Origin of the sequence: Agathobaculum sp. (genome assembly GCF_050946325.1) — a bacterium.
Classification (GTDB): domain Bacteria; phylum Bacillota; class Clostridia; order Oscillospirales; family Butyricicoccaceae; genus Agathobaculum.
In genome coordinates, this window is record NZ_JBMNUP010000008.1 from 1 (window position 1) to 23,904 (window position 23,904).

23 protein-coding genes and 1 tRNA gene are annotated in these 23,904 nt (G+C 58.8%); 2 read left to right on the top strand and 22 right to left on the bottom strand.

Features of this window, described 5'->3' with window-relative positions; all coding sequences use genetic code 11:
* Nucleotides 1-120: 120 nt before the first annotated feature.
* From pgsA to ACOYIE_RS01745, 11 genes are all read right to left on the bottom strand, one after another.
* Nucleotides 121-795, bottom strand: coding sequence for a CDP-diacylglycerol--glycerol-3-phosphate 3-phosphatidyltransferase (gene pgsA, locus ACOYIE_RS01695; RefSeq protein ID WP_433410235.1), 675 nt, complete (start codon nt 793-795; stop codon nt 121-123).
* Nucleotides 779-2,128: a 30S ribosomal protein S12 methylthiotransferase RimO gene (rimO, locus tag ACOYIE_RS01700; protein ID WP_433410236.1), complete on the bottom strand. Its 1,350-nt coding sequence runs from the start codon at nt 2,126-2,128 to the stop codon at nt 779-781. The genes pgsA and rimO overlap by 17 nt, the downstream gene beginning before the upstream one ends.
* Nucleotides 2,129-2,184: 56 nt before the next feature.
* Complete coding sequence (gene pepF / locus ACOYIE_RS01705) at nt 2,185-3,984, bottom strand: oligoendopeptidase F (RefSeq protein ID WP_433410238.1); 1,800 nt, start codon at nt 3,982-3,984, stop codon at nt 2,185-2,187.
* Between the two features lie 137 nt (nt 3,985-4,121).
* Nucleotides 4,122-4,577, bottom strand: a complete 456-nt coding sequence (locus ACOYIE_RS01710) for a regulatory protein RecX (RefSeq protein ID WP_433410240.1) — start codon at nt 4,575-4,577, stop codon at nt 4,122-4,124.
* Complete coding sequence (recA, locus tag ACOYIE_RS01715) at nt 4,574-5,728, bottom strand: recombinase RecA (RefSeq protein WP_433410242.1); 1,155 nt, start codon at nt 5,726-5,728, stop codon at nt 4,574-4,576. Before recA ends, ACOYIE_RS01710 begins: the two co-directional genes overlap by 4 nt.
* Nucleotides 5,729-5,876: 148 nt before the next feature.
* Nucleotides 5,877-6,131: a hypothetical protein gene (locus tag ACOYIE_RS01720; protein WP_433410244.1), complete on the bottom strand. Its 255-nt coding sequence runs from the start codon at nt 6,129-6,131 to the stop codon at nt 5,877-5,879.
* A gap of 23 nt (nt 6,132-6,154) precedes the next feature.
* Nucleotides 6,155-7,033, bottom strand: a complete 879-nt coding sequence (gene prmC, locus ACOYIE_RS01725; RefSeq protein WP_433410246.1) for a peptide chain release factor N(5)-glutamine methyltransferase — start codon at nt 7,031-7,033, stop codon at nt 6,155-6,157.
* A 65-nt stretch (nt 7,034-7,098) separates the two neighbouring features.
* Complete coding sequence (locus tag ACOYIE_RS01730; RefSeq protein ID WP_433410247.1) at nt 7,099-8,034, bottom strand: DUF1385 domain-containing protein; 936 nt, start codon at nt 8,032-8,034, stop codon at nt 7,099-7,101.
* Entirely contained in the window at nt 8,035-9,591 is a 1,557-nt protein-coding gene (locus ACOYIE_RS01735) for a sensor histidine kinase (protein ID WP_433410249.1), read from the bottom strand. It lies immediately after the preceding gene.
* A 133-nt stretch (nt 9,592-9,724) separates the two neighbouring features.
* Nucleotides 9,725-10,414 (bottom strand): response regulator transcription factor, encoded by a 690-nt coding sequence (locus ACOYIE_RS01740; protein WP_433410251.1) that lies wholly within the window; start codon nt 10,412-10,414, stop codon nt 9,725-9,727.
* A gap of 36 nt (nt 10,415-10,450) precedes the next feature.
* The gene (locus tag ACOYIE_RS01745) at nt 10,451-11,785 is read right to left on the bottom strand and encodes a hypothetical protein (RefSeq protein ID WP_433410253.1); all 1,335 of its coding nucleotides are present in this window, start codon (nt 11,783-11,785) and stop codon (nt 10,451-10,453) included.
* Nucleotides 11,786-11,946: 161 nt separating this feature from the next.
* On the opposite strand from ACOYIE_RS01745, the gene ACOYIE_RS01750 reads away from it, so the two are divergent.
* Together ACOYIE_RS01750 and ACOYIE_RS01755 are read left to right on the top strand one after the other, a co-directional pair.
* Nucleotides 11,947-12,028, top strand: a tRNA-Leu gene (locus tag ACOYIE_RS01750).
* Nucleotides 12,029-12,118: 90 nt separating this feature from the next.
* Nucleotides 12,119-12,700 carry a GDSL-type esterase/lipase family protein gene (locus ACOYIE_RS01755; protein ID WP_433410255.1) on the top strand — a complete coding sequence of 194 codons (582 nt, stop codon included), beginning with the start codon at nt 12,119-12,121 and terminating at the stop codon, nt 12,698-12,700.
* Nucleotides 12,701-12,734: 34 nt separating this feature from the next.
* Here the strand turns inward: ACOYIE_RS01755 and ACOYIE_RS01760 are convergent, their stop codons facing one another.
* From ACOYIE_RS01760 to jag, 11 genes are all read right to left on the bottom strand, one after another.
* Nucleotides 12,735-13,346 (bottom strand): DNA-3-methyladenine glycosylase family protein, encoded by a 612-nt coding sequence (locus ACOYIE_RS01760; RefSeq protein ID WP_433410257.1) that lies wholly within the window; start codon nt 13,344-13,346, stop codon nt 12,735-12,737.
* Nucleotides 13,347-13,444: 98 nt separating this feature from the next.
* Nucleotides 13,445-13,837, bottom strand: coding sequence for a thioesterase family protein (locus ACOYIE_RS01765; RefSeq protein ID WP_433410259.1), 393 nt, complete (start codon nt 13,835-13,837; stop codon nt 13,445-13,447).
* 73 nt (nt 13,838-13,910) lie between these two features.
* A complete protein-coding gene (gene serS, locus ACOYIE_RS01770) occupies nt 13,911-15,206 on the bottom strand; it encodes a serine--tRNA ligase (RefSeq protein WP_433410261.1) in 1,296 nt (431 codons plus the stop codon).
* A 23-nt stretch (nt 15,207-15,229) separates the two neighbouring features.
* Entirely contained in the window at nt 15,230-15,775 is a 546-nt protein-coding gene (locus ACOYIE_RS01775; RefSeq protein ID WP_433410263.1) for a hypothetical protein, read from the bottom strand.
* Between the two features lie 13 nt (nt 15,776-15,788).
* A complete protein-coding gene (locus tag ACOYIE_RS01780; protein WP_433410265.1) occupies nt 15,789-16,658 on the bottom strand; it encodes a ParB/RepB/Spo0J family partition protein in 870 nt (289 codons plus the stop codon).
* 1 nt (nt 16,659) lies between these two features.
* Complete coding sequence (locus tag ACOYIE_RS01785; RefSeq protein WP_433410267.1) at nt 16,660-17,439, bottom strand: ParA family protein; 780 nt, start codon at nt 17,437-17,439, stop codon at nt 16,660-16,662.
* Nucleotides 17,440-17,613: 174 nt separating this feature from the next.
* Nucleotides 17,614-18,438 carry a ParB/RepB/Spo0J family partition protein gene (locus ACOYIE_RS01790; protein WP_433410269.1) on the bottom strand — a complete coding sequence of 275 codons (825 nt, stop codon included), beginning with the start codon at nt 18,436-18,438 and terminating at the stop codon, nt 17,614-17,616.
* Between the two features lie 224 nt (nt 18,439-18,662).
* The gene (gene rsmG, locus ACOYIE_RS01795) at nt 18,663-19,367 is read right to left on the bottom strand and encodes a 16S rRNA (guanine(527)-N(7))-methyltransferase RsmG (protein WP_433410270.1); all 705 of its coding nucleotides are present in this window, start codon (nt 19,365-19,367) and stop codon (nt 18,663-18,665) included.
* Between the two features lie 59 nt (nt 19,368-19,426).
* A complete protein-coding gene (mnmG, locus tag ACOYIE_RS01800) occupies nt 19,427-21,307 on the bottom strand; it encodes a tRNA uridine-5-carboxymethylaminomethyl(34) synthesis enzyme MnmG (RefSeq protein WP_433410272.1) in 1,881 nt (626 codons plus the stop codon).
* A gap of 243 nt (nt 21,308-21,550) precedes the next feature.
* Complete coding sequence (gene mnmE, locus ACOYIE_RS01805; RefSeq protein WP_433410274.1) at nt 21,551-22,912, bottom strand: tRNA uridine-5-carboxymethylaminomethyl(34) synthesis GTPase MnmE; 1,362 nt, start codon at nt 22,910-22,912, stop codon at nt 21,551-21,553.
* Nucleotides 22,913-22,930: 18 nt separating this feature from the next.
* Nucleotides 22,931-23,902 carry an RNA-binding cell elongation regulator Jag/EloR gene (jag, locus tag ACOYIE_RS01810; protein WP_433410275.1) on the bottom strand — a complete coding sequence of 324 codons (972 nt, stop codon included), beginning with the start codon at nt 23,900-23,902 and terminating at the stop codon, nt 22,931-22,933.
* Between the last annotated feature and the right edge of the window lie 2 nt (nt 23,903-23,904).

The following is a 23,904-nucleotide window of genomic DNA, read 5'->3' on the forward strand; positions in this document are numbered from 1 at the left end:
TCGTTTTTACAGGATACAAAAAAACCGTCTTTCTTCGGAAAGACGGTTTTCTTTTTTATGGCTGTTTTTGCCTGCAAAAAAGGGACGCACACAAGCGTCCCTTTTGCTGTTTTGCACGGCTTATTTCTGCTTTACCGCGCCGTCCTTGATGATATCCCAGTTTTTGCGCAGATAGTCAAAGCCGGAATACAGGGTGACGAGCGTCATCACCCAGCCGATAAGGGACAAAAGCGAATCGACTCCATTGGAATTGACCGTCACCACTACAGAGGTCCAGCCGTCCGCGCCGCCAATCATGCCGCTGCCTGCGGCACCAATTAAAATGTAATACAGATAAATCAAAATGATGCCGCCGATCTGCACACAGGTTTTGACCTTGCCCGTCCATGTGGCGGCCAGCACACGGCCTTTGTTCGCCGCAACCACGCGCAGCGAGGTGATAATCAGCTCGCGCGCAAGGATGACGCATACCATCCAGCCCGCTACCGCGCCCTGCTCGGCGAACAGAATGAGCGCGGACGATACCAGCAGCTTATCCGCCAGCGGGTCGACAAACTTGCCGAAATCGGTCACCTGATTATACTTGCGGGCAACGTAGCCGTCCAGAAAATCGGTAAAGCTCGCCACGCAGAACAGAATGAGCGCGATGACGGTTGCCGTTGGGAACACAAAGGTCGGCACCATCGTCTGCGCCTGCGCCGCTTTATCATGGATAAACATCGGCTGCGACGCAAAGTAAAGGAAAAACGGAATCATCGCAATGCGCGTCAGGGTGATCTTATTTGCTGTCGTCATGGTCTGCCTCCTCCTCGCGGACGCCAAGCAGGTCGGGTCCAAAGCTGTCGGTAATCAGCACAGGCACAAATTCGCCCGCCTGCACAGGCTGCTTGCTCTCAAAATACACATGCCCGTCCACCTCAACCGAGTCGGCATAGGTGCGGCCGATGTACAGCTGCTGCTCATCGTCAAAGCCTTCGCACAGCACTTCCATCACCGTGCGGTGGCGGCCGATATTATAATCGTCCAGCACGCCGCTTTGCAGCTCTTCAATGATCAGGCGGCGGTTCTGCTTGGTCTCCTCGTCAATCTGGTCGGGCAGTTCGGCCGCTTCGGTGCCCTCTTCGGGCGAAAACTCAAACACGCCCACGCGCTCAATGCGCACTTGCTGCAAAAATTCGCACAGCTCGGTAAATTCCTGCTCGGTCTCGCCCGGCAGGCCGACAATCAGGCTGGTGCGCAGCACCAGGCCGGGCAGGCGGCCGCGCAGCACTTCAATCAGCGCCTGGAAGGCCGCTCCGTCGCCCGGGCGGTGCATGGCGCGCAGAATGCGTTTGGATACATGCTGCAGAGGAATATCCAGATACTTGACGATCTTCTCCTCGGACGCGATCACGCCGATCAGCTCGTCGGTAATCTGGTCGGGATAGAGATAGTGCAGGCGAATCCAGCGGAAATCCATTTTGCACAGCCGGCGCAGCAGTTCGGGCAGCAGGCGCTTGTGTCCGGGCAAATCCATGCCGTACTTGCTGATATCCTGCGCAATGACGATCAGCTCCTGCACCCCGGCCTCTGCCAGCGCCTGCGCTTCCTCGGTCAGCGCGTCCAGCTGCCGCGAGCGGTACGGTCCGCGCAGCTTGGGGATGATGCAGTAGCCGCAGTTGTTCGAGCAGCCCTCGGCAATTTTGAAAAACGCCGTATAGGAAGGCGTCAGACGGTCGCGCACGCCCTCCAGCGCGGCGGCGGCAATGTCGTTCATGTACGCGGCCCGCTGTCCGCCGAGGGCGGCGGCTGCCGCCTCAGCGATGTTTTCATAGCTGCCCGTGCCGCACAAAACGTCCACCTCGGGCAGGTCCTTTTTGATTTCCTCCGCGTAGCGCTGCACCAGACAGCCCGTCACCACAAGGCCCTTCATATTGCCGGTCTGCTTGTACTGCGCGGTTTCCAGAATAGTCTCAATGGCCTCGCTCTTGGCAGCTTCGATGAATCCGCAGGTGTTGACCACACCAACGTCAGCCTCGGCCATGTCCTCGGTAATCTCCCAGCCCGCGTCCCGCAGCAGCGCAAGCATGTGCTCGCTGTCCACCAGGTTTTTGGCGCAGCCGAGTGAGATGAGTCCTATTTTCGGCATGACAGTTCTCCTTTTTTCTCATATGCAACTTATTATACACGTTCCGGCCGCATTTGTCACGCCAGAAGCGCTTCCATTTCGTCAATCAGCGTATCAAACAGCCGTGTCGCGTCCTCCACCGGTTTTGGCGTGGCCATATCTACGCCTGCGCCCCGCAGCAGCGCAATCGGGTCCCTGGAGCAGCCGCCCGACAAAAAGCCCAGATAATCCTGCACCGCGCTCTCGCCCTCCCGCAGAATGCGGCGCGACAGCGCAATGGCGGCAGCATAGCCCGTTGCATACTGATAGACATAGTAATCATAATAAAAATGCGGGATTCTTGCCCATTCCAGCGCGATTTCATCGTCCACCGTCGCCGCCGGACCAAAATACTGCTCGTTCAGGCGCTTATACAGCGCGCAGAGCGCGTCGGCGGTCGTGCCTTCGCCGCGCTGCGTCATCTCATTGACTTCCAGCTCAAATTCCGCAAACATGGTCTGGCGGTACAGCGTGCCGCGGAACTGCTCCAAAAAGTGATTGATGAGATAGGCGCGCTGCTTTTTCTCCTCGGTCACGCCCAGCAGATACTCCATCAGCAACGCTTCGTTGCAGGTGGAGGCGACTTCGGCCACAAAGATGACGTAGTCCTGATAAGCCGTCGGCTGCGTTTTGTTGGACAGATAAGAATGAATGGCGTGGCCCATCTCATGCACCAGCGTGAACACATCGTCCAGCGTGCCCTTAAAATTCAAAAGCACATAGGGGTGTACCCGCGCGCCGGCGGAATACGCGCCCGAGCGTTTGCCCTCGTTTTCATATACGTCGATCCAGCCATTTTCAAAGCCCTCGCGCAGCAGCGCCAGATAGTCCTCCCCCAGCGGGGCAAGCGCTTTGAGCGCAATCTGCTTGGCCTCTTCAAAGGTGAAGTGCATATCCACCCCGCTGGCAACCGGCACATACAAATCGTACATGTGCAGCTCATCCAGCCCGAGCAGACGGCGGCGCAGCGCGGCATACCGGTGCATGGGTGCCATCGAGCGGTGGACCGCGTCAATCAGATTGCGGTAAATTTCCACCGGTACCTCGTTTCCATCCAGCGAAGCGGCCAGCGTCGACGGATAGCGGCGGGCATTTGCAAAAAACAGCAGGCTTTTGAGCTGCGCGGACAGCGTGGCCGCCGCCGTATTGCGGAATTTGCCATACACCGAATACAGCGAATCAAAGGCAGATTTCCGCAGCACACGGTCATAGGACTGCATCAGCGGGATATAGGAGCCGTGCGTGACCGGATAGGTCTTGCCGTCTTTGTCCACGGCGTCCGGAAAAGTCATGTCGGCGTCGTTCAGCATGGAGTAAATCTCATCCGGACACTGGGCCATTTCACCGGCGGCGGCCAGCAGCGCTTCCTCTTTTTCGCTCAGCACATGGGCGCGGCGGCGGCGCACACGGTCGATGCACAGGCGGTAATTTTCCAGCGCGGGCGTCTGCTGGTAAAAGCGCGCGAGCGTATCGTCCGGAATCGCCAGCAGCTCGGGCGTTTCAAACGCCGCGGCGGACTGCAATGCAACGGCCAGGCGTGTCACCTGGCTGACCATCTCCTGATAGGCAGCAACGCGGGTGTCCTCATCGTTTTTGCGCTGGGCATAGTGGATCAGCGCGTCAAAGGCAAGGCTGACCTCGTCATCCAGCCGGAAAAAGTCCAGCAGGGTCTGGCCGCTCTCTCCCAGGCGGCCGCGGAAGGCCGTGATCTGCGGAATAAACGTCCGCGCCTGCGCCAGCGCTGCGCGCCATGCCTCGTCCGAGGCAAACAAATCGCCAATTGCCCATTTGTCCTGCGCGGGGATATCGGCGCGCGCGGGAATTTTGGTCGTTTCCATGGAAATACTTCCTTTCCGAATCTGTTTTTCTTTCCTTATTATGATACCGCACCAGGGGCAAACATGCAAGAAAAAGCCCTTCCGCTTTGCAGCAGAGGGGCTTTTTTGTGCATCACGGCAGCGGCGTACCGTCCTTTTCACCGGTCTTCGGCATATTGCTCCAGCGCGGCTTTGATCTCTCCCCAGCAAAAACCGCGCCGCTGCAAAAAAGCGACCGCCTTTTCGATTTCTTTCCGGTCGGACACATCGCCGTGCAGCCGTTTATCCAAAAGCGCAGCAAGCTGCGCGCGGTCGGGCGAAAAGGCCGCCATGGCGGCCTCCGCATCCTGCTGCCCAACGCCGCGCGCGGCCAGCTCCTGCCGGATGCGCCGTTCTCCGTATCCTCTGCGGGCGTAGCTGCGCACCACGCTTTCCGCATAGGCCGCATCGTTCAGCAGGCCGCGCTCGGTCAGCCAGGCCAGCGCATAGTCCGCCGCCTGTTCGTCATGCCCTTTTTCCAGCAGCTTGTCCCGCAGCAGTTTGGCGCTCAGCGCGCGATAGGAGAGCTGTTTTGCCGCCGCGTCCAGCGCCGCGCGGTATGCCTGCTCGCTCATTCTTCGAGGTCGTCAAAATCGTCCGCGTCAATGCTGACCGCCCGCGCCGCGCTGGCTTTGGGCGCTGCGGGTTTGGCTGCGGGGGCAGCGGCCGGTCTGGCAGCCGGCGCTTCCAGCCGCGCCTTCTGGCGTTCGGCTTCCACCGCTTCCATGATCTGCTTCTGCACGGCGTCCGCCTCGTCCGGATGTTCCTTAAAATACTGCTTGGCGGCGTCGCGCCCCTGTCCCAAACGCAGGTCGCCCATCGAAAACCACGCGCCCGCCTTGCTCAAAATACCATATTTCACGCCCAGGTCGACCAGCTCGCTCGTGCGGGAAATGCCTTCGCCGTAGATGATGTCAAACTCCGCCTCTTTAAACGGGGGCGCCACCTTGTTTTTTACCACCTTCACGCGGGTATGGCTGCCGTAATTGACGCCGCCCTCCTTCAGATGCTCGGTACGGCGCACGTCCAGCCGCACGGAGGCATAGAACTTGAGCGCGCGGCCGCCCGTCGTCACCTCCGGATTGCCGTAAATCACGCCGACCTTTTCGCGCAGCTGGTTGATGAAGATGGCCACGCACTGGCTCTTGGCAATGGAACCGGCCAGCTTGCGCATGGCCTGGCTCATCATGCGCGCATGCAGGCCGACGAACGATTCGCCCATTTCGCCCTCAATTTCCGCGCGGGGCGTCAGCGCGGCAACCGAGTCGATGACGACGATATCAATCGCGCCCGAACGCACCAGCGCCTCGGCAATGTCCAGGCCCTGTTCGCCCGTATCCGGCTGGGAAACCAGCAGCTCGTCAATATTCACGCCAAGCGCGCGCGCATATACGGGGTCCAGCGCATGCTCCGCGTCAATAAACGCGGCCGTGCCTCCGAGTTTCTGCGCCTCTGCCACGCAGTGCAGCGCAACCGTGGTCTTGCCCGAAGATTCCGGCCCGTAAATTTCCACAATACGGCCGCGCGGCAGACCGCCGATGCCCAGCGCCAGATCCAGGCCGATGGAGCCCGTTGGAATATGGTCCACCGCCATGCCGGCATTTTCACCCAGACACATGACCGAACCCTTGCCGAAATTCTTTTCAATATCGCTCAGCGCTTTGGCCAGCGCTTTCTTTTTATCAGCCGCCGGCGCGACCGGTTCCAGCTGCTTTTTCGTAGCCATCTGATAGCCTCCTGCCTGTTGATTCCTTAGGTTCATTATAACAGCATGCCGGTTTGATTGCAATCATTTTATCGAAAATTTGTTCGATTATTTTGCCGGAAAAAATGCCCGCCTTTCGGCGGGCATTTCGGTGTACAGCGCAGAACGGTTATTCTTCTTCCTTTCCGTTTCCGGCGGCAAGACGTTCGCTGAGGGGCGGCGTCCCTTCGGACGGTTCTTCTTCTTCACCGCGGATTTCACGCCGCAGGGCGTTAATTTCCTGCAAAATCCGCGTGGTGCAGGCGATGATAAGACCGACCAGTACCGCCGGATAAAGAATCACCGCACCGTTGCCCATCACTGCGGCCAGCACCCAGAAAACCATGAAAAAAGCGATTACTGCAATAACGGCATTCCGTATCATCGTTCGTCTCTCCTTTCCGCTGCTTAAACAGCGTCCGGTTCCAGATTGGCGTTGTACCCATACACAATGCGTTGCACACCCGATAAATCCTCCGCAATGCCGATGCCGGCAAAGCGGTTTTCCTCCATGATGGCGGCCACCTGCGTGGCCTGCCGGTAGCCGCACTCAAACAGCATCACGCCGTCCGGCGCCAGCAGGCTGCTCCACTTGGCGCAGATGCTGCGGTAAAAATCCAGCCCGTCCTCTCCGCCGAACAGGGCCTCATGTGGTTCATACTGATAAACGCTTTTGTCCAGCCCGTGCATTTCGGCGCGGGTCACATAGGGCGGGTTGGAGACGATGATATCAAACTGCCCCATGCCGTTCGGCGGACGGAAGCGCACATCGGCCTTGAGCGCCAGATAGCGGCGCTGTACGCCCAGCCGCCGCGCGTTTTCGCGGGAAATGCGCAGCGCGCCGTCCGAATTATCCACGGCCGCAACGCGGGCGTCCTCCACCATATGCGCAGCGGCAATGCCGATGCAGCCCGAGCCGCAGCACAAATCCAGAATGCGCGGCGATACCTTCTGCCTTGCCCGTTCGACGACCAGCTCGCACAGGCGCTCGGTATCCGCGCGCGGAATGAGCACCGAACGGTCCACCTGGAACGTCAGTCCGCAGAAATCCCACTCGCCCAGAATATAGGCCAGCGGCTCGCCGTCCAGGCAGCGGTCGCACAAAAGGTGCGCAAAATCAACGGTGGCGTCGTCCAGATAGACGTGCCCCCATTCGGCGGTATGGGCCTTATCCGCCTTGCAGGCGTAGGCCGTCAGTTCGCGCGCCGCCAGCGAGGGCTGGGGCTCGTCCGCCTCTTTAAACCGCTTGTAAAGCTGCATGTAAACATCGTTGATGGTTTTGGTCAATGCGGCCACCTCTTTCCCTTTTGTTTCCGTCCCACAGGCGCGGCCGGGGGCGTTCCCCCGCAGTTTTACCAGTTATCCGAACCGTCCTCCGGAATGACCGCGTTCATCGCGGTGATGGCAACTTCAATCATCGCGTCATCGGGCTCAAACACCGTTAAATGCTGGATCATCAGCCCGGGCCAGCGCAGCGCGCGGGAAAGCAGGCTGTCCGACCGGCCGGCATAGCGGTTGAACTCATAGCTGATGCCAACCACAAGCGGCAGCAGAAGCAGATGCGCCAGCATCCGCAGAAACGGATTGACCACGTTGACAAAGGAAAACACGATGGACGAGACGATGGTTGCCACAATGATCAGCACAAACATAAAGCTGGTGCCGCAGCGGGGGTGATACTTTTGCTGGCGGCGGACGTTTTCCACCGTCAGCTCCTCCCCTGCCTCATAGCAGAAAATGGTCTTATGCTCCGCGCCGTGGTATTCAAACGTGCGGTGGATGTCCTTCATGTGCGATACCGACCACATGAACAGCAGAAACAGCGGAATACGCACCGCGCCCTCCGCAATGTTGCGGCCCGGCACGCCCCAGCTTTCCGGCACAAAGCCGCCGAGAAAACTGGGCAGCAGCATAAACAGGCCGACCGGCAGCGCGATGCCGAGCACGGTGGACAGGGCGAGGATAAACTTTTCCACGCCTGCCGAGCCGAATTTCTTTTCCAGCCACACTTCAAATTTGGAGGGCGGCACGTCGGCCTCCTCATCCTCAAAGAACGAAGCCGAATAATTGATGGCCTGAATGCCGTCCTTCATTGCGGTAAACAGGTTATAGGCCCCGCGCAGCACGGGCGCCTTCCACAGGGCGGAGGGCTGGTGCGCGGTTTCCTCTTTCACAACCAGCTCGCCGTTGGCCCGACGCACCACCGTGCAGGTTTTTTCCGGCCCTTTCATCACGATGCCCTCAATGATGGCCTGGCCGCCGATTGTGGTTTTCTTTTGTGTTGCCATTTACAGGTCTCCTTCAGATTCTGGGGTATGCGGGGTTTCCGGAATTTTGGGCAGCGCGCCCGTAATGCCGAGCGCTTCCTCGGCCTCTGCCGCCGGAAGCGTGATGACGATCGTCGTGCCCTGGCCGACGGTGGAGGCAATATCCAGCTTGCCGCCGTGCAGCGTAACGATCTCATCGGTTACCGCAAGGCCGATGCCGCTGCCGCGCTGCTTGGACGAGCCCTTGTAAAACTTCTCCTTGACGAAAGGCAGCTCAGATTCCGGAATACCGGCGCCGTAATCGCGCACCACCGCAACGATTTTGCCGCCCTCCCGGCGCAGCTTGACGTCGATCCGCTTGCCGTCCCCGCCGTATTTGGCGGCGTTGTCCAGGATGTTCAGAAACACCTGCTTCATGCGGTGGCGGTCGCCGTTGATGTAATAATTGGCGTCCACATCCTCGTCATATTCCAGATGGATGCCGCTCTTTTGCAGCAGATTTTCATACATGTAAACGGCCTCATACAGCTCGATGGACAGGTCGAACAGCTCGACCTCCAGCTTCATGCGGCCGGATTCGATGCGCGCAAAGTCCAGCAGCTCTTCCACCATGCGGGTCAGGCGGCCGGCCTCTTTCTGGATGATATTCAGGCCCATGATGACCTCTTCGGGGTCCTCTCCGCCGCCGGCCAGCAGCGTTTCGCTCCAGCCGCCGATGGCGGTCAGCGGGGTGCGCAGCTCGTGCGAGACAGACGAGATAAAGTCGTTCTTCATGCGCTCGGCCCGGCTGATTTCATCCGACATATAGTTGATGGTATCGCACAGTTCGCCGATTTCATCGTCATAGGTCTTTTGCAGGCGCACACCGTAGCGGCCGGCCGCAATTTCCTTGGCAATGGAGTTGAGCTTGCGGATGGGGTCGATGATGGATTTGATAAAATAGCTGTTGGAGGCCACAACCAGCATCAGGAACACCGCGCAGACCAGTATGACCATACCGATGATAATCCAAATCTGTCTTTCCGCAATGCGCAGCGAGGAAATGACGCGCACGCCGCCGATCAGCTCCCCGCGGGAGGACAGTAGCGGCGCGGTCACGCTCATCACGCGCTCGTCGGAAAGCAGGTCACGGCCGATAAAACTATCCGTTTTCTGGTTGGCCAGCGCCCGGGCGGCTTCCTCGGTGGAGGCCATGCCGCCGCCCGTCAGGCCCGAGGTGGACAGCAGTACCCGCCCGTTCCGGTCCAGAAACTGCAGTTCCATCTTGTCTTTCAGCTCAAACGTCATCACCGAAGATTCGGCCTGGGTATAAAACTGGTCATAATTTTCGGTAAAATATTTCCGGTAGGTATCCGCGGTCTGCGTGGCGCGGGCGATCAGCGTATCCCGCACGGAAGCATAATAATAGCCCGACACACCGACCGATACCAGGATAACCACGGCCGCCAGAATGACCAGCACAAACGAAAGCGAGTTCATCATCCAGCGCCCCCGGAGACCGCCCGGGGAATGTAGCACTTTGGGCACGGCCGACTGCGGCGGAGCAGCGGGTTTTTTGATATGTTTGCGATTATTCATAAGAAAATTTGCCTTTCTGTTTCAGGCGGTTTTGCCGGAACACCCGTTCCGGCCTCTGCATGGGTGCGGACGCCTGCATAAAAAGCCAGGACGATGCGCCTGACTTTTTGATGCCGCGTCCGGAAAAAACCGTTTATCCTTCCCACATATACCCGTATCCGCGCACGGTGACGATATGGCTCGGCTCGGCCGGATCGTCCTCAATCTTGATGCGCAGGCGGCGGATATTGACGTCCACAATCTTCAGTTCGCCCACATAGTGATGGCCCCATACCATTTCCAGCAGCTCATCGCGCGAAAGCGCCTTGCCGATATTCTCCATAAACGCCTTCAGAAGCCCGTATTCAATCTGCGTCAGCTCAATCTTGATGCCGTTTTTCAGCACCTCTCTCGCGCGCAGGTTGAGCTTGAACGGGCCGGACTTGATGACGTCCTCCTCCGCAAAGGGCGAGCCGGATACGCGGCGGTACAGCGCGTCCACGCGCGCCGCCAGCTCGATGACCGAGAAGGGCTTGGTCACATAATCGTCCGCGCCGTTCATCAGGCCGGTCACCTTGTCCGCCTCCTGCGTGCGGGCGGTCAGCATAATCACGCCGGCCTGATAGCCGGCCGCGCGCATGGAGCGGCAGACCTCATACCCGTCAATGCCGGGCAGCATCACGTCCAGCACCGCCACGGCAATATCCTGATTGGCGTGATATTTTTCCAGAGCCTGTTCGCCCGTTTCGGCCTCAATCACCTCGTAACCGCTGCGCTTCAGGTTGAGCACCAGAAAAGAGCGGATATTCTCTTCATCTTCCAAAACAAGTATCTTACGCTTCATGGGAAGTCCTCCTTTTTATATACGATACACAGATACTCAGTTGTTCCAGTCCTGCGTCACCAGGGAGAAGCGGTCTTTCAGGCTCTGCTCGTCCACCCGTATGGCGCCCTGCATTGCTCCGTCCATCCTGGCAAAATAAACCGCCTTGGGCGTTTCGCCAAGCTGCACCAGATCGCTGCGGTCCGCATAGAAATCCCGCAGCGTACCCGTCGCGCAGTAAATGGTGAACAGCGGCAGGTTCTGACCCCCGCTGATATATTCGTAAAACTGCACCGAAGACAAGCCGGTTTCCGCCGATTTGACTGCGGTAATTCTGTCATGCCAGCTTTGGTCCAGCAGCAGCGTCCAGCCGTCCGACAGATTCTGATACGTCGTCACTGCCAGGCTGGGCGCCTGATCGGTGCTGTATACATACCAGTCCAGCATAAAAAGCGCGTCTGCCGCCGCGGCGTCCGTATAGCCGGCCATCAGCACGGCCCGGGGCAGCTCGGTCACGCCGTCCCGATTGATATCGCTCGCATAAACGGAAACCGGCCGGTAAGTGCCGCGCGCGGCCGAATCTTCACCGTCCAGCGCAAGGTTTTTGAGTACGCCGTCCGCATAGACAAAAATATCCGTTGTCAGGCCGACGCCGCCGCTTGTTTTCTGCTCCACAAAAACCGCAGGCTGCCGCTCTCCGATGCGGCCGCTCTTCATGCGCTCCACCGAAACCGTATCCAGGCTGGTGGCGGCGTCCCCTGCCAGCACCATCGAGCCGTTCTGATACCGATACAGCCGCGCCACGCGCTTGCCGGAAGGCGCCGTTGTCAGCAGTAGCAGATCGCGCGCGCCGTCTTCGTCCAGATCGGTCAGCTCCATTGCGCTGTACTCCGTTTCCAGCAGTACGCCCGGCGCGCAGTTTTCGTCAAAATCGCAGAGGGTCAAAACGTCCACCCCGTCGCCCGACAGCCGCCACGCAATCGCCATGCCGCGCCGTCCGTCCGGCGTGATGACGGGATAGTCCACTGAGCGGATGGCCGTGCCCTTGCCCTCCACCGAGCCGGTGCAGACATACTGATTATCCTGTTTTTTATAGATATATGCCTTGAGCACATTGCTGGTTGCCGCCGTTGCGCCGCGGAAAAAAGAAATGGCTTCGTCCACGCCGTCCCCGTCCAGATCGACCAGCTGTATGGTCGAACGGTGTTCCCCCTCCACCGGAGAGGTATAGGAAACGCCCGAGGCGAGCAGTTTTTCCAGCTCTGTTTGCAGCGTTTGATAGTTGGAGGACGGCCGGGGCGCCGCCAGCAGGTCGTCGCCCGAGGGAAGGACGCAGCCGCTCAGCCCAAGCAGCAGGGCCAGCAGTGCAGGCAGTATTCGGATTGCTTTCATTTTCGCTCCTGTTTCTGATTCCGGTATACATTTATACATTTTCAGTATAACACAAAATGCCCGTATTTGGTACTCCCATTTACAGAAATTTAACGCCCGCGGCAGGCCGGCAAAGCCCTTTATTGACAAATCCCTCCGTTGCAGGTATACTAAACCCATATGCGGGAGTGGCGGAATGGCAGACGCGCTGGATTTAGGTTCCAGTACTTCGGTGTGTGGGTTCAAGTCCCATCTCCCGTACCATCCGCCGCAAGCGCACAGCCGCCTGCGGCGGGTTTTTTTTTGACAGGCAGCCGCTCTGCCGCTTTTATTTTCGGGAGGAAAGGCAACCGTATGGAACAGAAAACCATTTACTGCCTGGGCGATTCCAACACCTTTGGCTATGACCCGCGCGGCATGCTGGGCGGCCGGTATCCCGCCGCCGACCGGTGGGTCGACCGCCTGAACGCCAGCAGCCGCTGGCGCCTGGTCAACGGCGGCCAGAACGGACAGCAGATTCCGCACACGCCGCCGGCCCTTGACCTGACGCGCCGCCAGCTGCGCGCCTGCCTGCCGCTGGACGGCATATGTATTCTGCTGGGCAGCAACGACCTGCTCTGCGGCGCGCTGCCCGAACAGGCCGCAGCCCGCATGGAGGCGCTGACCGGCGCGGTTCTGCCCTTTGCCGGGCGTGTGCTGGTGCTTGCGCCCCCTCCCTTTCAGCCGGGCGCATGGATTGAGGATGACCGCCTGATTGACCACAGCATCCGGCTGGCCGGCTGTTTTCAGTCGCTTGCCGCCGCCCGCGGGCTCGCCTTTGCCGATACGGGCGCGTGGGAGCTGCCGCTCGCGTTTGACGGCGTACACTTCACGCCCGAAGCCCACCGCCGCTTTGCCCTACGCGCCGCCGAGCTTTTTGCACAGGTCTTTCCTTAAAAAAACCGCTGTTTTCACAGCGGTTTTTTTTGATTCAGTTTTCCGCCGCCACTGCCCACAAATACAGGCCGGCCACCGTGGCATAGGGCGTATAACGCGCGTAATATCCCTCAAACTGCGCTTTGGAGAGCGCATCCAGCCCGTACAGGCGGCACATACCCCTGCGGATGCCCAAATCGTCATAGGCGAGCACATTCGGGCGCTGCAAAGAAAAAATCAGCAGCATTTCCGCCGTCCACCGGCCGACGCCGGGCAGCGCGGTCAGGGTTTGGATGATCTGTTCATCGGTTTTGTCCACAAGGCTGTGGATATCCAGCGCACCGCCTGCCGCCGCCTGCGCGGCGGACCGCATATACTGCACCTTCCTGCCGGAAAGGCCGCAGGCGCGCAGGCGTTCCTCCCCTGCCGCAAGCACATTGTCCGGCGTGACCTGCCCGACCGCATCACACAGCCGCGCCCACACGGTCGCCAGCGCCTTGGAGGAGATCTGCTGCCCTGCAATGGCGTTGATGAGCGCTTCAAACAGATCGGGCATCACCGCGCGCTCGATAGGGCCAATGCGTGCGATTGCCGCGCCCAGCACCGGATCGGCGGCGGAAAGTGCGTCGGTTTCGGTTTTTCCGTATTGAAAAATCGGCTGTTCCATACAAAAACCTCCTTGCGATGGAGAAAATGGAGAACGAAATACCTGCAAATGCGCAAAAAGCTGAGGGTGTGTACCTCAGCTTTTTCCGACAAGCTTCCTTATGCGTTTTTCTTGGCCTGCGCCTTCTGCTCAAAGCGCTCCCTGGCAACAACTGCGCGCTGATGCGTGCCCTCGCCAATCAGACCGGCCTCGTCATAGGCCGCTACCTTGAACGTAAAAATCTTGCCGTTCGGCGCAATCTCGGTCAGCTCGGTCTCCACGCGCACTTCCATGCCTGCGGGCGTGGCGGATACATGGCTGACGTTCACCAGCGTGCCGACCGTGGTCTTGCCCTCTTCCAGATAGGGCGCCACGCTGCCCGCCGCGGTGTTCTCGATCGCCGCGATCATCATCGGGGTTGCAAATACATTGACCAGACCGCTGCCGACATGCGCCGCGAGCTGCTCTTCGGTTACGGTGAATTTCTTTTCACCCTTGATGCCAACTTCCATTCTGTTTCCTCCCTGATTCAGATGGAGAAGAATGGAGCCGTGTGACTCTCCATTCTCCATTCTCAACTAATTTTTACTTTTTGGGGATGAGCTTTTCCTTGCCGCCCATATAAGGACGCAGCGGCACCGGAATGGCCACCGTGCCGTCCGCCTGCAGGTTGTTCTCCAGGAACGCGATCAGCATGCGCGGGGGCGCTACCACGGTGTTGTTGAGCGTGTGGGCAAAATACAGCTCCTTCGGGTTTTCCTTGCTGCGCACGCGGATGGCCAGACGGCGCGCCTGTGCATCGCCCAGATTGGAGCAGGAGCCGACCTCGAAATACTTCTTCTGGCGCGGCGACCATGCCTCTACGTCGCAGGACTTGACCTTGAGATCGGCCAGATCGCCCGAGCAGCACTCAAGCGTGCGCACCGGAATATCGAGCGAACGGAAGAAATCCACCGTGTTCTGCCACAGCTTATCGTACCACATCGGAGATTCCTCCGGCTTGCAGACGACGACCATCTCCTGCTTTTCAAACTGATGAATGCGGTATACGCCGCGCTCCTCAATGCCGTGCGCGCCGACTTCCTTGCGGAAGCAGGGCGAATAGCTGGTCAGCGTCTGCGGCAGGGTCTCCTCTTCGTTGATGGTGTCGATAAACTTGCCGATCATCGAATGCTCGGAAGTGCCGATCAGGTACAGGTCCTCGCCCTCGATCTTGTACATCATGTTTTCCATTTCCTTAAAGGACATAACGCCCTTTACCACATCGCCGTGAATCATAAACGGCGGGATGTAGTAGGTAAAGCCGCGGTCGATCATAAAATCGCGTGCGTAAGACAGGATGGACGAATGCAGCCGTGCAATATCGCCCTTCAGATAGTAGAAGCCGTTGCCCGAGGTGCGGCGCGCCGCATCCAGATCAATGCCGTCAAATGTTTCCATGATGTCCACATGATAGGGTACTTCGTACTCCGGTACGACCGGCTCGCCGAACTTTTCGATCTCCACATTCTCAGAATCGTCCTTGCCGATCGGCACCGAGGGGTCGATGATGTTCGGAATAATCATCATGCGGTTTTTGACTTCCTCGGCAAAAACCTTTTCATCCTCTTCCAGCTTTGCCATTTCATCCGCCATGGCCTTAACTTCCGCCTTGACCTGCTCGGCTTCGTCCTTCAGACCCTTAGCCATCAGGCCGCCGATCTCCTTGGACTTTTTGTTGCGCTGGGCGCGCAGCTCGTCGCAGCGGGTCTTGGCTGCGCGGAACTTGGCGTCAAAGTCGATGACTTCATCGACCAGCGGCAGCTTTTCATCCTGAAACTTCTTTTTGATGTTTTCCTTGACAACGTCCGGATTCTGTCGGACAAATTTGATATCCAGCATGGTTTTATTTCTCCTTTATTCGTTTATTCTTCTGTGTGCATTCCAGCGCTGCTCTGAGCGCTGAGCTGCTTTTTTGCGGCTTCAAACAGTTTATTGATGTCCGCGCCAAAACCGTCTTCGCTGTTTCCCAGCAGGCGGTCCTCCCCATAGGTCTGCACCAGCTCGTCAAATGCGGCGGCGGCCTCTGCGGTGTTTTCCGCGAGCAGCTGCGCATGAATCCGCGCCAGCAGCGCATAGGCGTCCCGCTCTTCGGCAAGGTCCTTGACGGCCGCAGGCAGACCCGCGCTGTCCGTATCCAGACCGGCGGCCAGCTCTTCCAGAATCTTCTGCTGTTCGTCCAGCTGCTGCTGCAAGGCTTCCATTTTCTGGGTAGCTCCCTGCGCGACGGTCTGCTGCTCGGTCAGCTTGTCGTTCAGCGTATCCAGCTGCCGTGCAGAACGCGCCTGCGCAACATAGCTGATTAAAATCAGCGCGATGGCGACGGAAAACAGCGCGACAATATAAAAGGTCAGCGTGGTGCGGCTGAGTTTTTTCTCCCGCTGTTCGGGGGATTTTTTCTGTTCATCCATTGCTTTCCCCCCTTTACACGCGCAGACCGCGCAGCGCTTCAATCAGGCGCTCCAAATCGTCTGCACCATAATACGTCAGCGCCAGTGTACCGCTTGTCTTTCCCTGCTGAATACCGACTTTGCGGCCCAGCACACTTTCCAGCTCTTTTTCGATTTCTGTAATATAATTGACCGAAAACTCTGGATTTTCCGGCGTTTTCTGCGGTTTTTTGTTCATTTTTTTGGCAAGCGCTTCGGCCTGGCGGACGGTCATTCCCTCCATCTGCCTGGCCGCGTCCACGCGCTTTTGCTGGTCGGAAACCGCCAGCACGGCGCGGGCGTGTCCGCCGGACAGTTTTCCTTCGGCCACCATGGTGCGCACCTCATCCGGCAGGGCCAGCAGGCGCAGCGCGTTGGCTACCGCCGGGCGCGATTTGACAACCCGCCGCGCAACTTCCTCCTGCGTCAGCCCGAAACGCTGCATCAGCGCCTCATAGCCTTCCGCTTCTTCAATGGGATTGAGGTCCTGCCGCTGTAAATTTTCAATCAGCGCCAGTTCCATGGTCTCGCCTTCGTCGGCCTTGAGCACCATGGCCGGAATGGTTTTCAGTCCGGCCTGACGGGCTGCCCGCCAGCGGCGCTCTCCTGCGATGATCTGGTAATAGCCCTCCCGCTCTGCCGGCCGCACGGTAATCGGCGTGATTACGCCGTGCAGCTGGATGCTCTCCGCCAGCTCGTCCAGCGCGTCCTGCGCAAAGGTCTTGCGCGGCTGGTCCGGATTGGGCTCAATTTTGGCAAGGGGAAGCTGGGTCACGCTGTCCAGAGCATCCGTACCGGCTGCCGCAGCGTCTCCGCCGAACAGATTGGATAATCCGCCGCCCAGGCCCTTTTTGGGTGCCGCCATATTATGTCCTCCCCTTTCCGCGTCCGTTCTTCTTTAATATTTCATCGGCAAGGGACAAATATGCCTCTGCACCGCGGCACATCCGGTCATAATCGGTGATCGGCTTGCCGTGGCTGGGCGCTTCGCTCAGACGCACGTTGCGCGGCACCACCGAGGAGAATACTTCGCCCGGAAAATGCTTTTTGACCTCTTCCACCACCTGAATGGACAGATTGGTGCGGCCGTCAAACATCGTCAGCAGCACGCCCTCCAGCTCCAGCGCCGGATTCATGGACTTTTTCACCATGCGCACCGTTACCATCAGCTGACTCAGGCCCTCCAGCGCGTAATATTCGCACTGAAGCGGCACCAGAAAACTATCCGCCGCGCACAGGCAATTAAGCGTCAACAATCCAAGCGAGGGCGGGCAGTCGATAAAAATATAATCATATTGGTCGCGCACCCTGTCCAGCACACTTTTCAGGCGATGCTCGCGGTCCTCCATCATAATCAAATCCAGTTCAGCGCCGGCCAGATTGACGTTTGCCCCAATCAAATCGACCCATTTCGTCGAAATGATGGCGCCTTCCACATTGGGCTGATCGGCTACAATCAAATCATAAATGGAGGTTTCCAGCGAACGCGGATCGACGCCAAAGCCCGATGTTGCGTTGCCCTGCGGGTCAAAATCACAGAGCAGCACCCGTTTGCCGCGTTCAAACAGCGCCGCGGCAAGGTTGATTGCGGTTGTTGTTTTGCCAACGCCGCCCTTTTGGTTGGCGAATGCAATTATTTTACCCATGGCCTTCTCCTGACTTCCCTCATTAGTTTGCTTTGCTTTATTATAGCACATTGCGCTGCAAAAGCAAACCCATTGTTTCACATGAAACATCGGCTATCGGTAAAAACGGTGTTTTCCACAAAAAAGGCCGCCCAAACGGGCGGCCTGTACTGCGCATTGTTTCATGTGAAACATTCAGGTACTGCGCGCATGCGGAATATTGATGGTCAGCGTCAGACCATCCTCGCTCTCCTGCTGGTCAATCGTCGCGCCGACACCGGCATCCACCATGACCCCAACCGCGCGGTTGAGCGTATTCAGGAAAAACCGCACGTCTTTAATCAGCCGTACCACCTTTCCCTCCTTTACCTTGGGCGCCTGCTTTTCTGCCAGCAGGGCGTCAATATACTGCTCGGTTCGGCTGACGTTCAAATCATGCTCAATGATGTAATGCGTTGCCAGCAGGCGGTCCTGCTCCTCTTCCAGCCGCAGCAGCGCGCGCGCGTGACGTTCGGTCAAATTGGCGCTGCGAATCAATTCCATATTCTGCGGCGAAAGACGCAGCAGCCGCAGCTTGTTCGCCACTGCGGACTGTGTTTTGCCCACCTTGCGCGCGGCCTCCTCCTGCGTCAGGCCATACTGCTCGATCAGCCGTTTAAAGCCGCCTGCTTCCTCAAAAAAATCCAAATCGCGCCGCTGCAAATTTTCCACCAATGCAATGGCCGAAGAATCCTGCGCATCCGCGGTAATTACCAGACAGGGCACTTCGGTCAGCCCTGCAACGCGGGCCGCGCGCAGGCGGCGCTCACCGGCCACCAATTCGTACCCGCCGGCAGCGGCGCGCCGCACCGTCAGCGGATTGAGCACGCCATATTGACGAATGCTTTCTGCAAGCTGCGCAATTGCCTCCGGATCAAAATACTTGCGCGGCTGATTGGGATTGCGTGTAATATCGCTGATGCGGATGCGGCGTAATGTACGGTCCTCTCTTCCCGAAACCAATGTTAATACCGACATCATGTTCGTTCCTCCTTAACTTCCGGCCCCTCCGGGGAAATCTCTGGATATCCTTCGGTAATAGATTACCATATTATTACATTTTGGCAAGGCAAATCGACCGCGTAATCTGCAAATATCGACCTGAATCTGTCATTTCCTACGCTATTTCTCACATTTCCTCACATTTTCGGACAAAAAATAACCCTTCGTAATTTCCATACAAAGGGTTACAAATTGTAATTTACTCACAGCGGATCGGTCTGTATTTTCTTAAACCGGCGGGGATATTTGTCCGGCGTATCCCCTGTCTTCTGCAAGCGGATGAGCACACGCTCCACCCCGTCGTGCGGCACGGTATAGCGCAGCAGCTCGGCGCAGGGCGCGCCCAATATGGCAAAGGCGTTTGCAGCCGAGCCGATTTCATCCAGGCAGTCCGCCGCCTTCATGGCATAAAAAGCGCCGCCGGTCCGCACCATGGGCAAAGCCAGCTCGCACAGCACGCGCAGTTCGGCCACCGCGCGGGATACGGCCGCGTCAAATGCGGCGCGGTGTTCCGCGGCAAATTCCTCCGCGCGGGCGTGGACCGCCGTGCAGTTTTTCAGCTCCAGCGCGGCGATGACCTCATTCAGAAAATCAATGCGCTTGCGCTGTGCGTCCAGCAGCGTAAACTGCACATCCGGACACAGAACGGCCAGCGGCAGCCCGGGAAAGCCCGCGCCCGTGCCCACGTCCAGCACCGTTTTTCCGGCTTCCAGATAGGGCGCCAGGGCGGCGCAGTCCAGAAAATGCCGCGTTACCACCTCACACGGCGCAGTGACGGCCGTCAGGTTCATCACCTTGTTCTTTTCCAGCAGCAAATCGGAAAAATACAATAATTTATCCACAGCCTGTGGAGAAAACGCAACGTTCAGTTCGCGCAGACCGCTTTCCAGCAGTTCCCACTCTGTCATCAGAACACCCCTCTCTGTATTGGAAAATTAATCATGTATAATGGAACGGAGCAAAGCCTTCATCTTCCATTCTCAATTTTTGTATTGATATAGATCATCAGTGCCGTAATATCTGCCGGCGATACGCCCGAAATACGGGCCGCCTGCCCAAAATTCAGCGGCTTTACCGCATCCAGTTTTTGCCGCGCTTCCAGCCGCAGCGAATCAATCTGCGCATACTCCAGATCGGGCGGCAGCGGGCGGCTTTGCAGCTTGCGGTACTGCTCCACATCCTTTTCCTGCCGGCTGATGTAACCGGCGTATTTGACGCGGATCTCCACCTGCTCCCGAATGACGGCCGGCAGCGCCGGACGCTCGGGGTCGAACGGCGCCAGCGCCGCATAGCTGAGTTCGGGACGGCGCAGCAGGTCGATCAGCTTGCAGCCTGCCTTGACGGGCGCGCTGTTCTGTCCGGCCAAAAACCCGTTCAGCGCATCGGACGGCGCAACGCCGACCGCAGCCACGCGGTCGATCTCCGCCTGCACGGCGGCATATTTGGCGCGCACGCGCTCCCCTCTTTCCGGCGGATTGAGGCCGATGCGCACACCGATGGGCACCAGCCGTTCGTCCGCGTTATCCTGCCGCAGCAGCAGGCGGTATTCGGAGCGCGAAGTCATCATGCGGTAGGGCTCGTTTGTGCCGCGCGTCACCAAATCGTCAATCAGTGTGCCGATATAGCCGTCCGCACGGTCCAAAATCAGCGGTTCCTCGCCCTTGATGGCAAGCGCCGCGTTGACGCCGGCAACCAGGCCCTGCGCCGCCGCCTCTTCATAGCCGGAAGAGCCGCAGAACTGCCCCGCTCCATACAGGCCGCGCACCTTTTTGGTTTCCAGCGTCGGCCGCAGCTCCAGCGGGTCCACGCAATCATATTCAATCGCATAGGCCGGACGCATGATTTCCGCATGCTCCAGCCCTGTTACCGTGTGCAGCATGGCGCGCTGCACGTCAAACGGCATGGAGGAGGAAAATCCCTGCACATAAATTTCTTCGGTATCCAGGCCCATCGGCTCCAAAAAGAGCTGATGCCGCGGCTTATCCGCAAACCGCACCACCTTATCCTCAATGGAAGGACAATAGCGCGGGCCAACGCCGTCAATCTGTCCGCCGAACAGCGGCGAACGGTCCAGATTGGCGCGGATGAGCGCATGCGTCTGGGCCGTGGTATAGGTCAGGTGGCAGACCGCGCGGTTTTCGGGCGGCCGCTCGGTTTCAAACGAAAACGGAATGATCTCCTCTTCCCCGCGCTGCTCCTCCAGGCCGGAAAAATCAATGGAGCGGCGGTGGATGCGCGGCGGCGTACCCGTTTTAAAGCGCTGCAGCCGCAGGCCGAGGGCGCGCAGGCTTTCGGTCAGCGGTTTTGCCGCGGCCATGCCGTCCGGTCCGCTTTCGCGCATATAGTCGCCAATAATGATGCGGCCGCCGAGAAAGGTGCCCGTGGCCACAATCGCGGCCTTGACCGGATGCCGCGCGCCAATTGCGGTGACGACTGCGCTGACCGCGCCGTTCTCCGCTTGCACAGCGACGATTTCATCCTGCATCAGCTGCACGCCCGGCTGTTTTTCCAGCGCGTGCTTCATATACGTCCGGTAGCGGACGCGGTCGGCCTGCGCGCGCAGCGAATGCACCGCCGGTCCCTTGCCGCGGTTGAGCATCCGGTACTGGATGCAGGCGGCGTCTGCCGCACGGGCCATTTCGCCGCCCAGCGCGTCAATCTCCCGCACCAGATGGCCCTTGGCCGTGCCGCCGATTGCCGGATTGCACGGCATATTGCCAACCGCGTCCAGATTGATGGAAAAACAGGCCGTTTTCATGCCCAGCCGCGCGGCGGCCAGCGCAGCTTCAATGCCCGCATGGCCGGCGCCGATTACGGCAACGTCAAACGGTTCGGAATCAAAAACCATAGGGGAAAATCCTCACTTTCTCAAGCAGCAGCCCCAAAGAAAACAAAATAAAACAAGGGAAAACGTATTTTTTCCCTGTGATATCCTGTTGAAAACCCTGTGGAAACTCTGGATAACTTTCATTTCTTGCACAAAATATAATAACTAATCGTACTATTATGAATCAATATTACAATCAGGATTTTTCAAAATCAAAAAAGGGCCGCTGCGCGCGGCAAGCGGCCCTCTGGCGGAATCGGATCTTTATTTGCCGACGCAGAAATCGCTGAAAATACGGGTTACAACCGCTTCCGTCACGGTTTCGCCGGTGATTTCGCCCAAAGCGGCGATGGCGCCTTCGGCGTCCATCACAACGGCGTCCGGCGTCATGCCGGAAGTGGCGGCATACAGCGCGGCCTCGCACCGTTCGGCGGCGCGGGCAAGCGCCGCGGCCTGGCGGGCGTTGGTAATCAGCGCGCCGTCCAGCGCGCCGTCTTCCAGCCCAATCAGACGGGGCAGCAGCGTCAGCAGACGGTCCATCCCCTCCCCTGTTTTGGCGGAGATGGGCACAATATGCAGAAAATGTTTTTTGAGCAGCTTTTCGTCCAGCACACGCGGCAGATCATCTTTATTGATGATTGCAACCGCGCGGTGGCCTGCCGAACGGGCCAGGACGAGCATATCGTCCTCATTGAGCGGCTGAGAGCCGTCAAACACGGCCAGAATGAGCGAGCAGGCCGAGGCTTCGGCCATCGCGCGGTCAATACCGGCCTGTTCAACCGGATCGTTGGTATCGCGCAGACCGGCGGTGTCGGTCACGCGCAGCAAAAGCTGGCCGACCTTGACGTTTTCCTCAATCAAATCGCGCGTCGTGCCCGGAATGTTGGTAACGATTGCGCGCTCACGCCCCAGAAGGGTATTGAGCAAGGTCGATTTTCCGGCGTTGGGCCGGCCCAGAATGACGCACGGCACGCCTTCCCGCAGAATGCGGCCGCGCTCATAGCTTTCGGCCATGGCATACAGGCGGCTGGTGGTGCGGTGCAGCAAAGCGGCTGCATCGTCAAACAGCACGGGGTCGATATCCTCGTCCGGAAAATCGACGACCGCATGGAAATGCGCCACCATGCCGATCAGCTCGTCGCGCATCTGCTGCACGGGCGAGCCGACCGCACCCATCACCTGCGCCGCCGCGTTGCGCGCGGCTTCCGCCGTGCGGGCGGTAATCAAATCGTGTACCGCCTCGGCTTCGGACAGGCCCATCTTTCCGTTGAGGAAAGCCCTGCGGGTGAACTCCCCCGCTTCGGCCTGCCGGACGCCCTGGCTGAACAGCGCTTCCAGCCCCTGCGTCAGCACAGCGGTCGAGCCATGGCACTGCAGTTCGGCCATGGGCTCGCCCGTATAGGTGTGCGGCGCACGCAGCACAACCGCATAGCAGCAGTCAATCATTCTGCCCATTGCATCATGCAGCGTACCGTAAACCAGTTTCTGCGTGGGCGCTTCGGACATGCTTTTGCCGTTCTTCGCACGAAAAACAGCGCAAACCGCTTCAATCGCCCGTTCACCCGATACCCGTATCAAACCGATTGGTCCGCCTGCGGAACAAATTGCGGCAATGGTATCGTTCATTTGCGGTCCCTCCGGCAATCAGTGGTGGGAGCGGGAGCTGTTATCCGGCGCGATGACAACACGGCGGCCGGGCTCGGTTCCGGTGGAATAGGTGGTAACGCCGTTAAAATCCTGCAATGCGGCATGGATGATGCGGCGCTCGTAGGGATTCATCGGTTCCAGCGTCATCGAGCGGTGCGCCTTAACCACCTTCATCGCCATTTTGCGCGCCAGGCGCTCCAGGCTTTCCGCGCGCTTTTCGCGGTAGTTTTCGGTATCCACCGAAAGGCGGACATGCTCTTCCAGCGCATTGTTCAGCACCAGCGAGCCAAGATACTGAATCGCATCCAGCGTATCGCCGCGGCGGCCGATGACCGGACCCATATCCGGACCGGAAATCTCCAGCCGGAGCTGGTCGCAGTCCACCTGCGGCAGCGTGGAAACCGTTCCTTCAATGCCCATCTTTTCCAGCAGGCCGGTGATGAAATCGGTCGCCAGCTTTTCCGCCTGCTGCATACCGGCTTCAGAAACCGGAATCAGCTCGCGCTCCTTGGGTACGGAAGGCGTGATGGGGCGCTCCTCACGCGGGCGGCGCTCCCTGCGGGGACGGCGCTCACGGCGCGGGCGCTCGCTCTCGCTCTTTTCGGGCACAAAATTTTTGGGCGCCGCTTTGACCAGACGCGGGGTGTCGTCGTCGGTCGTAATCGACAGTTTTGCCGGCTTGTCCTTCTTTTTCGGACGTTCCTCGCGCCGGGGCTTTTCAGCCGGCGCATCCGGCGTCTGCGGTGCGGCGGGGGCCGGTTTTTCCGGTTCGGCCGGCATTTCCGGCGCGTCAGGCGCTTCATAGGTCACGCGCACGCGCGCGGGCGTGGCACCGATGCCCAGAAAACCCTTGCGGCCGTTGTCCAGCACCTCAACAGAAACATCGTCGCGGTCCATGCCGAGCTGCTTGAGCGCGTTTTCTATCGCGGCATCACGGGTTTCGCCCGTCGCTTCGAGAAATTTCTGCATAC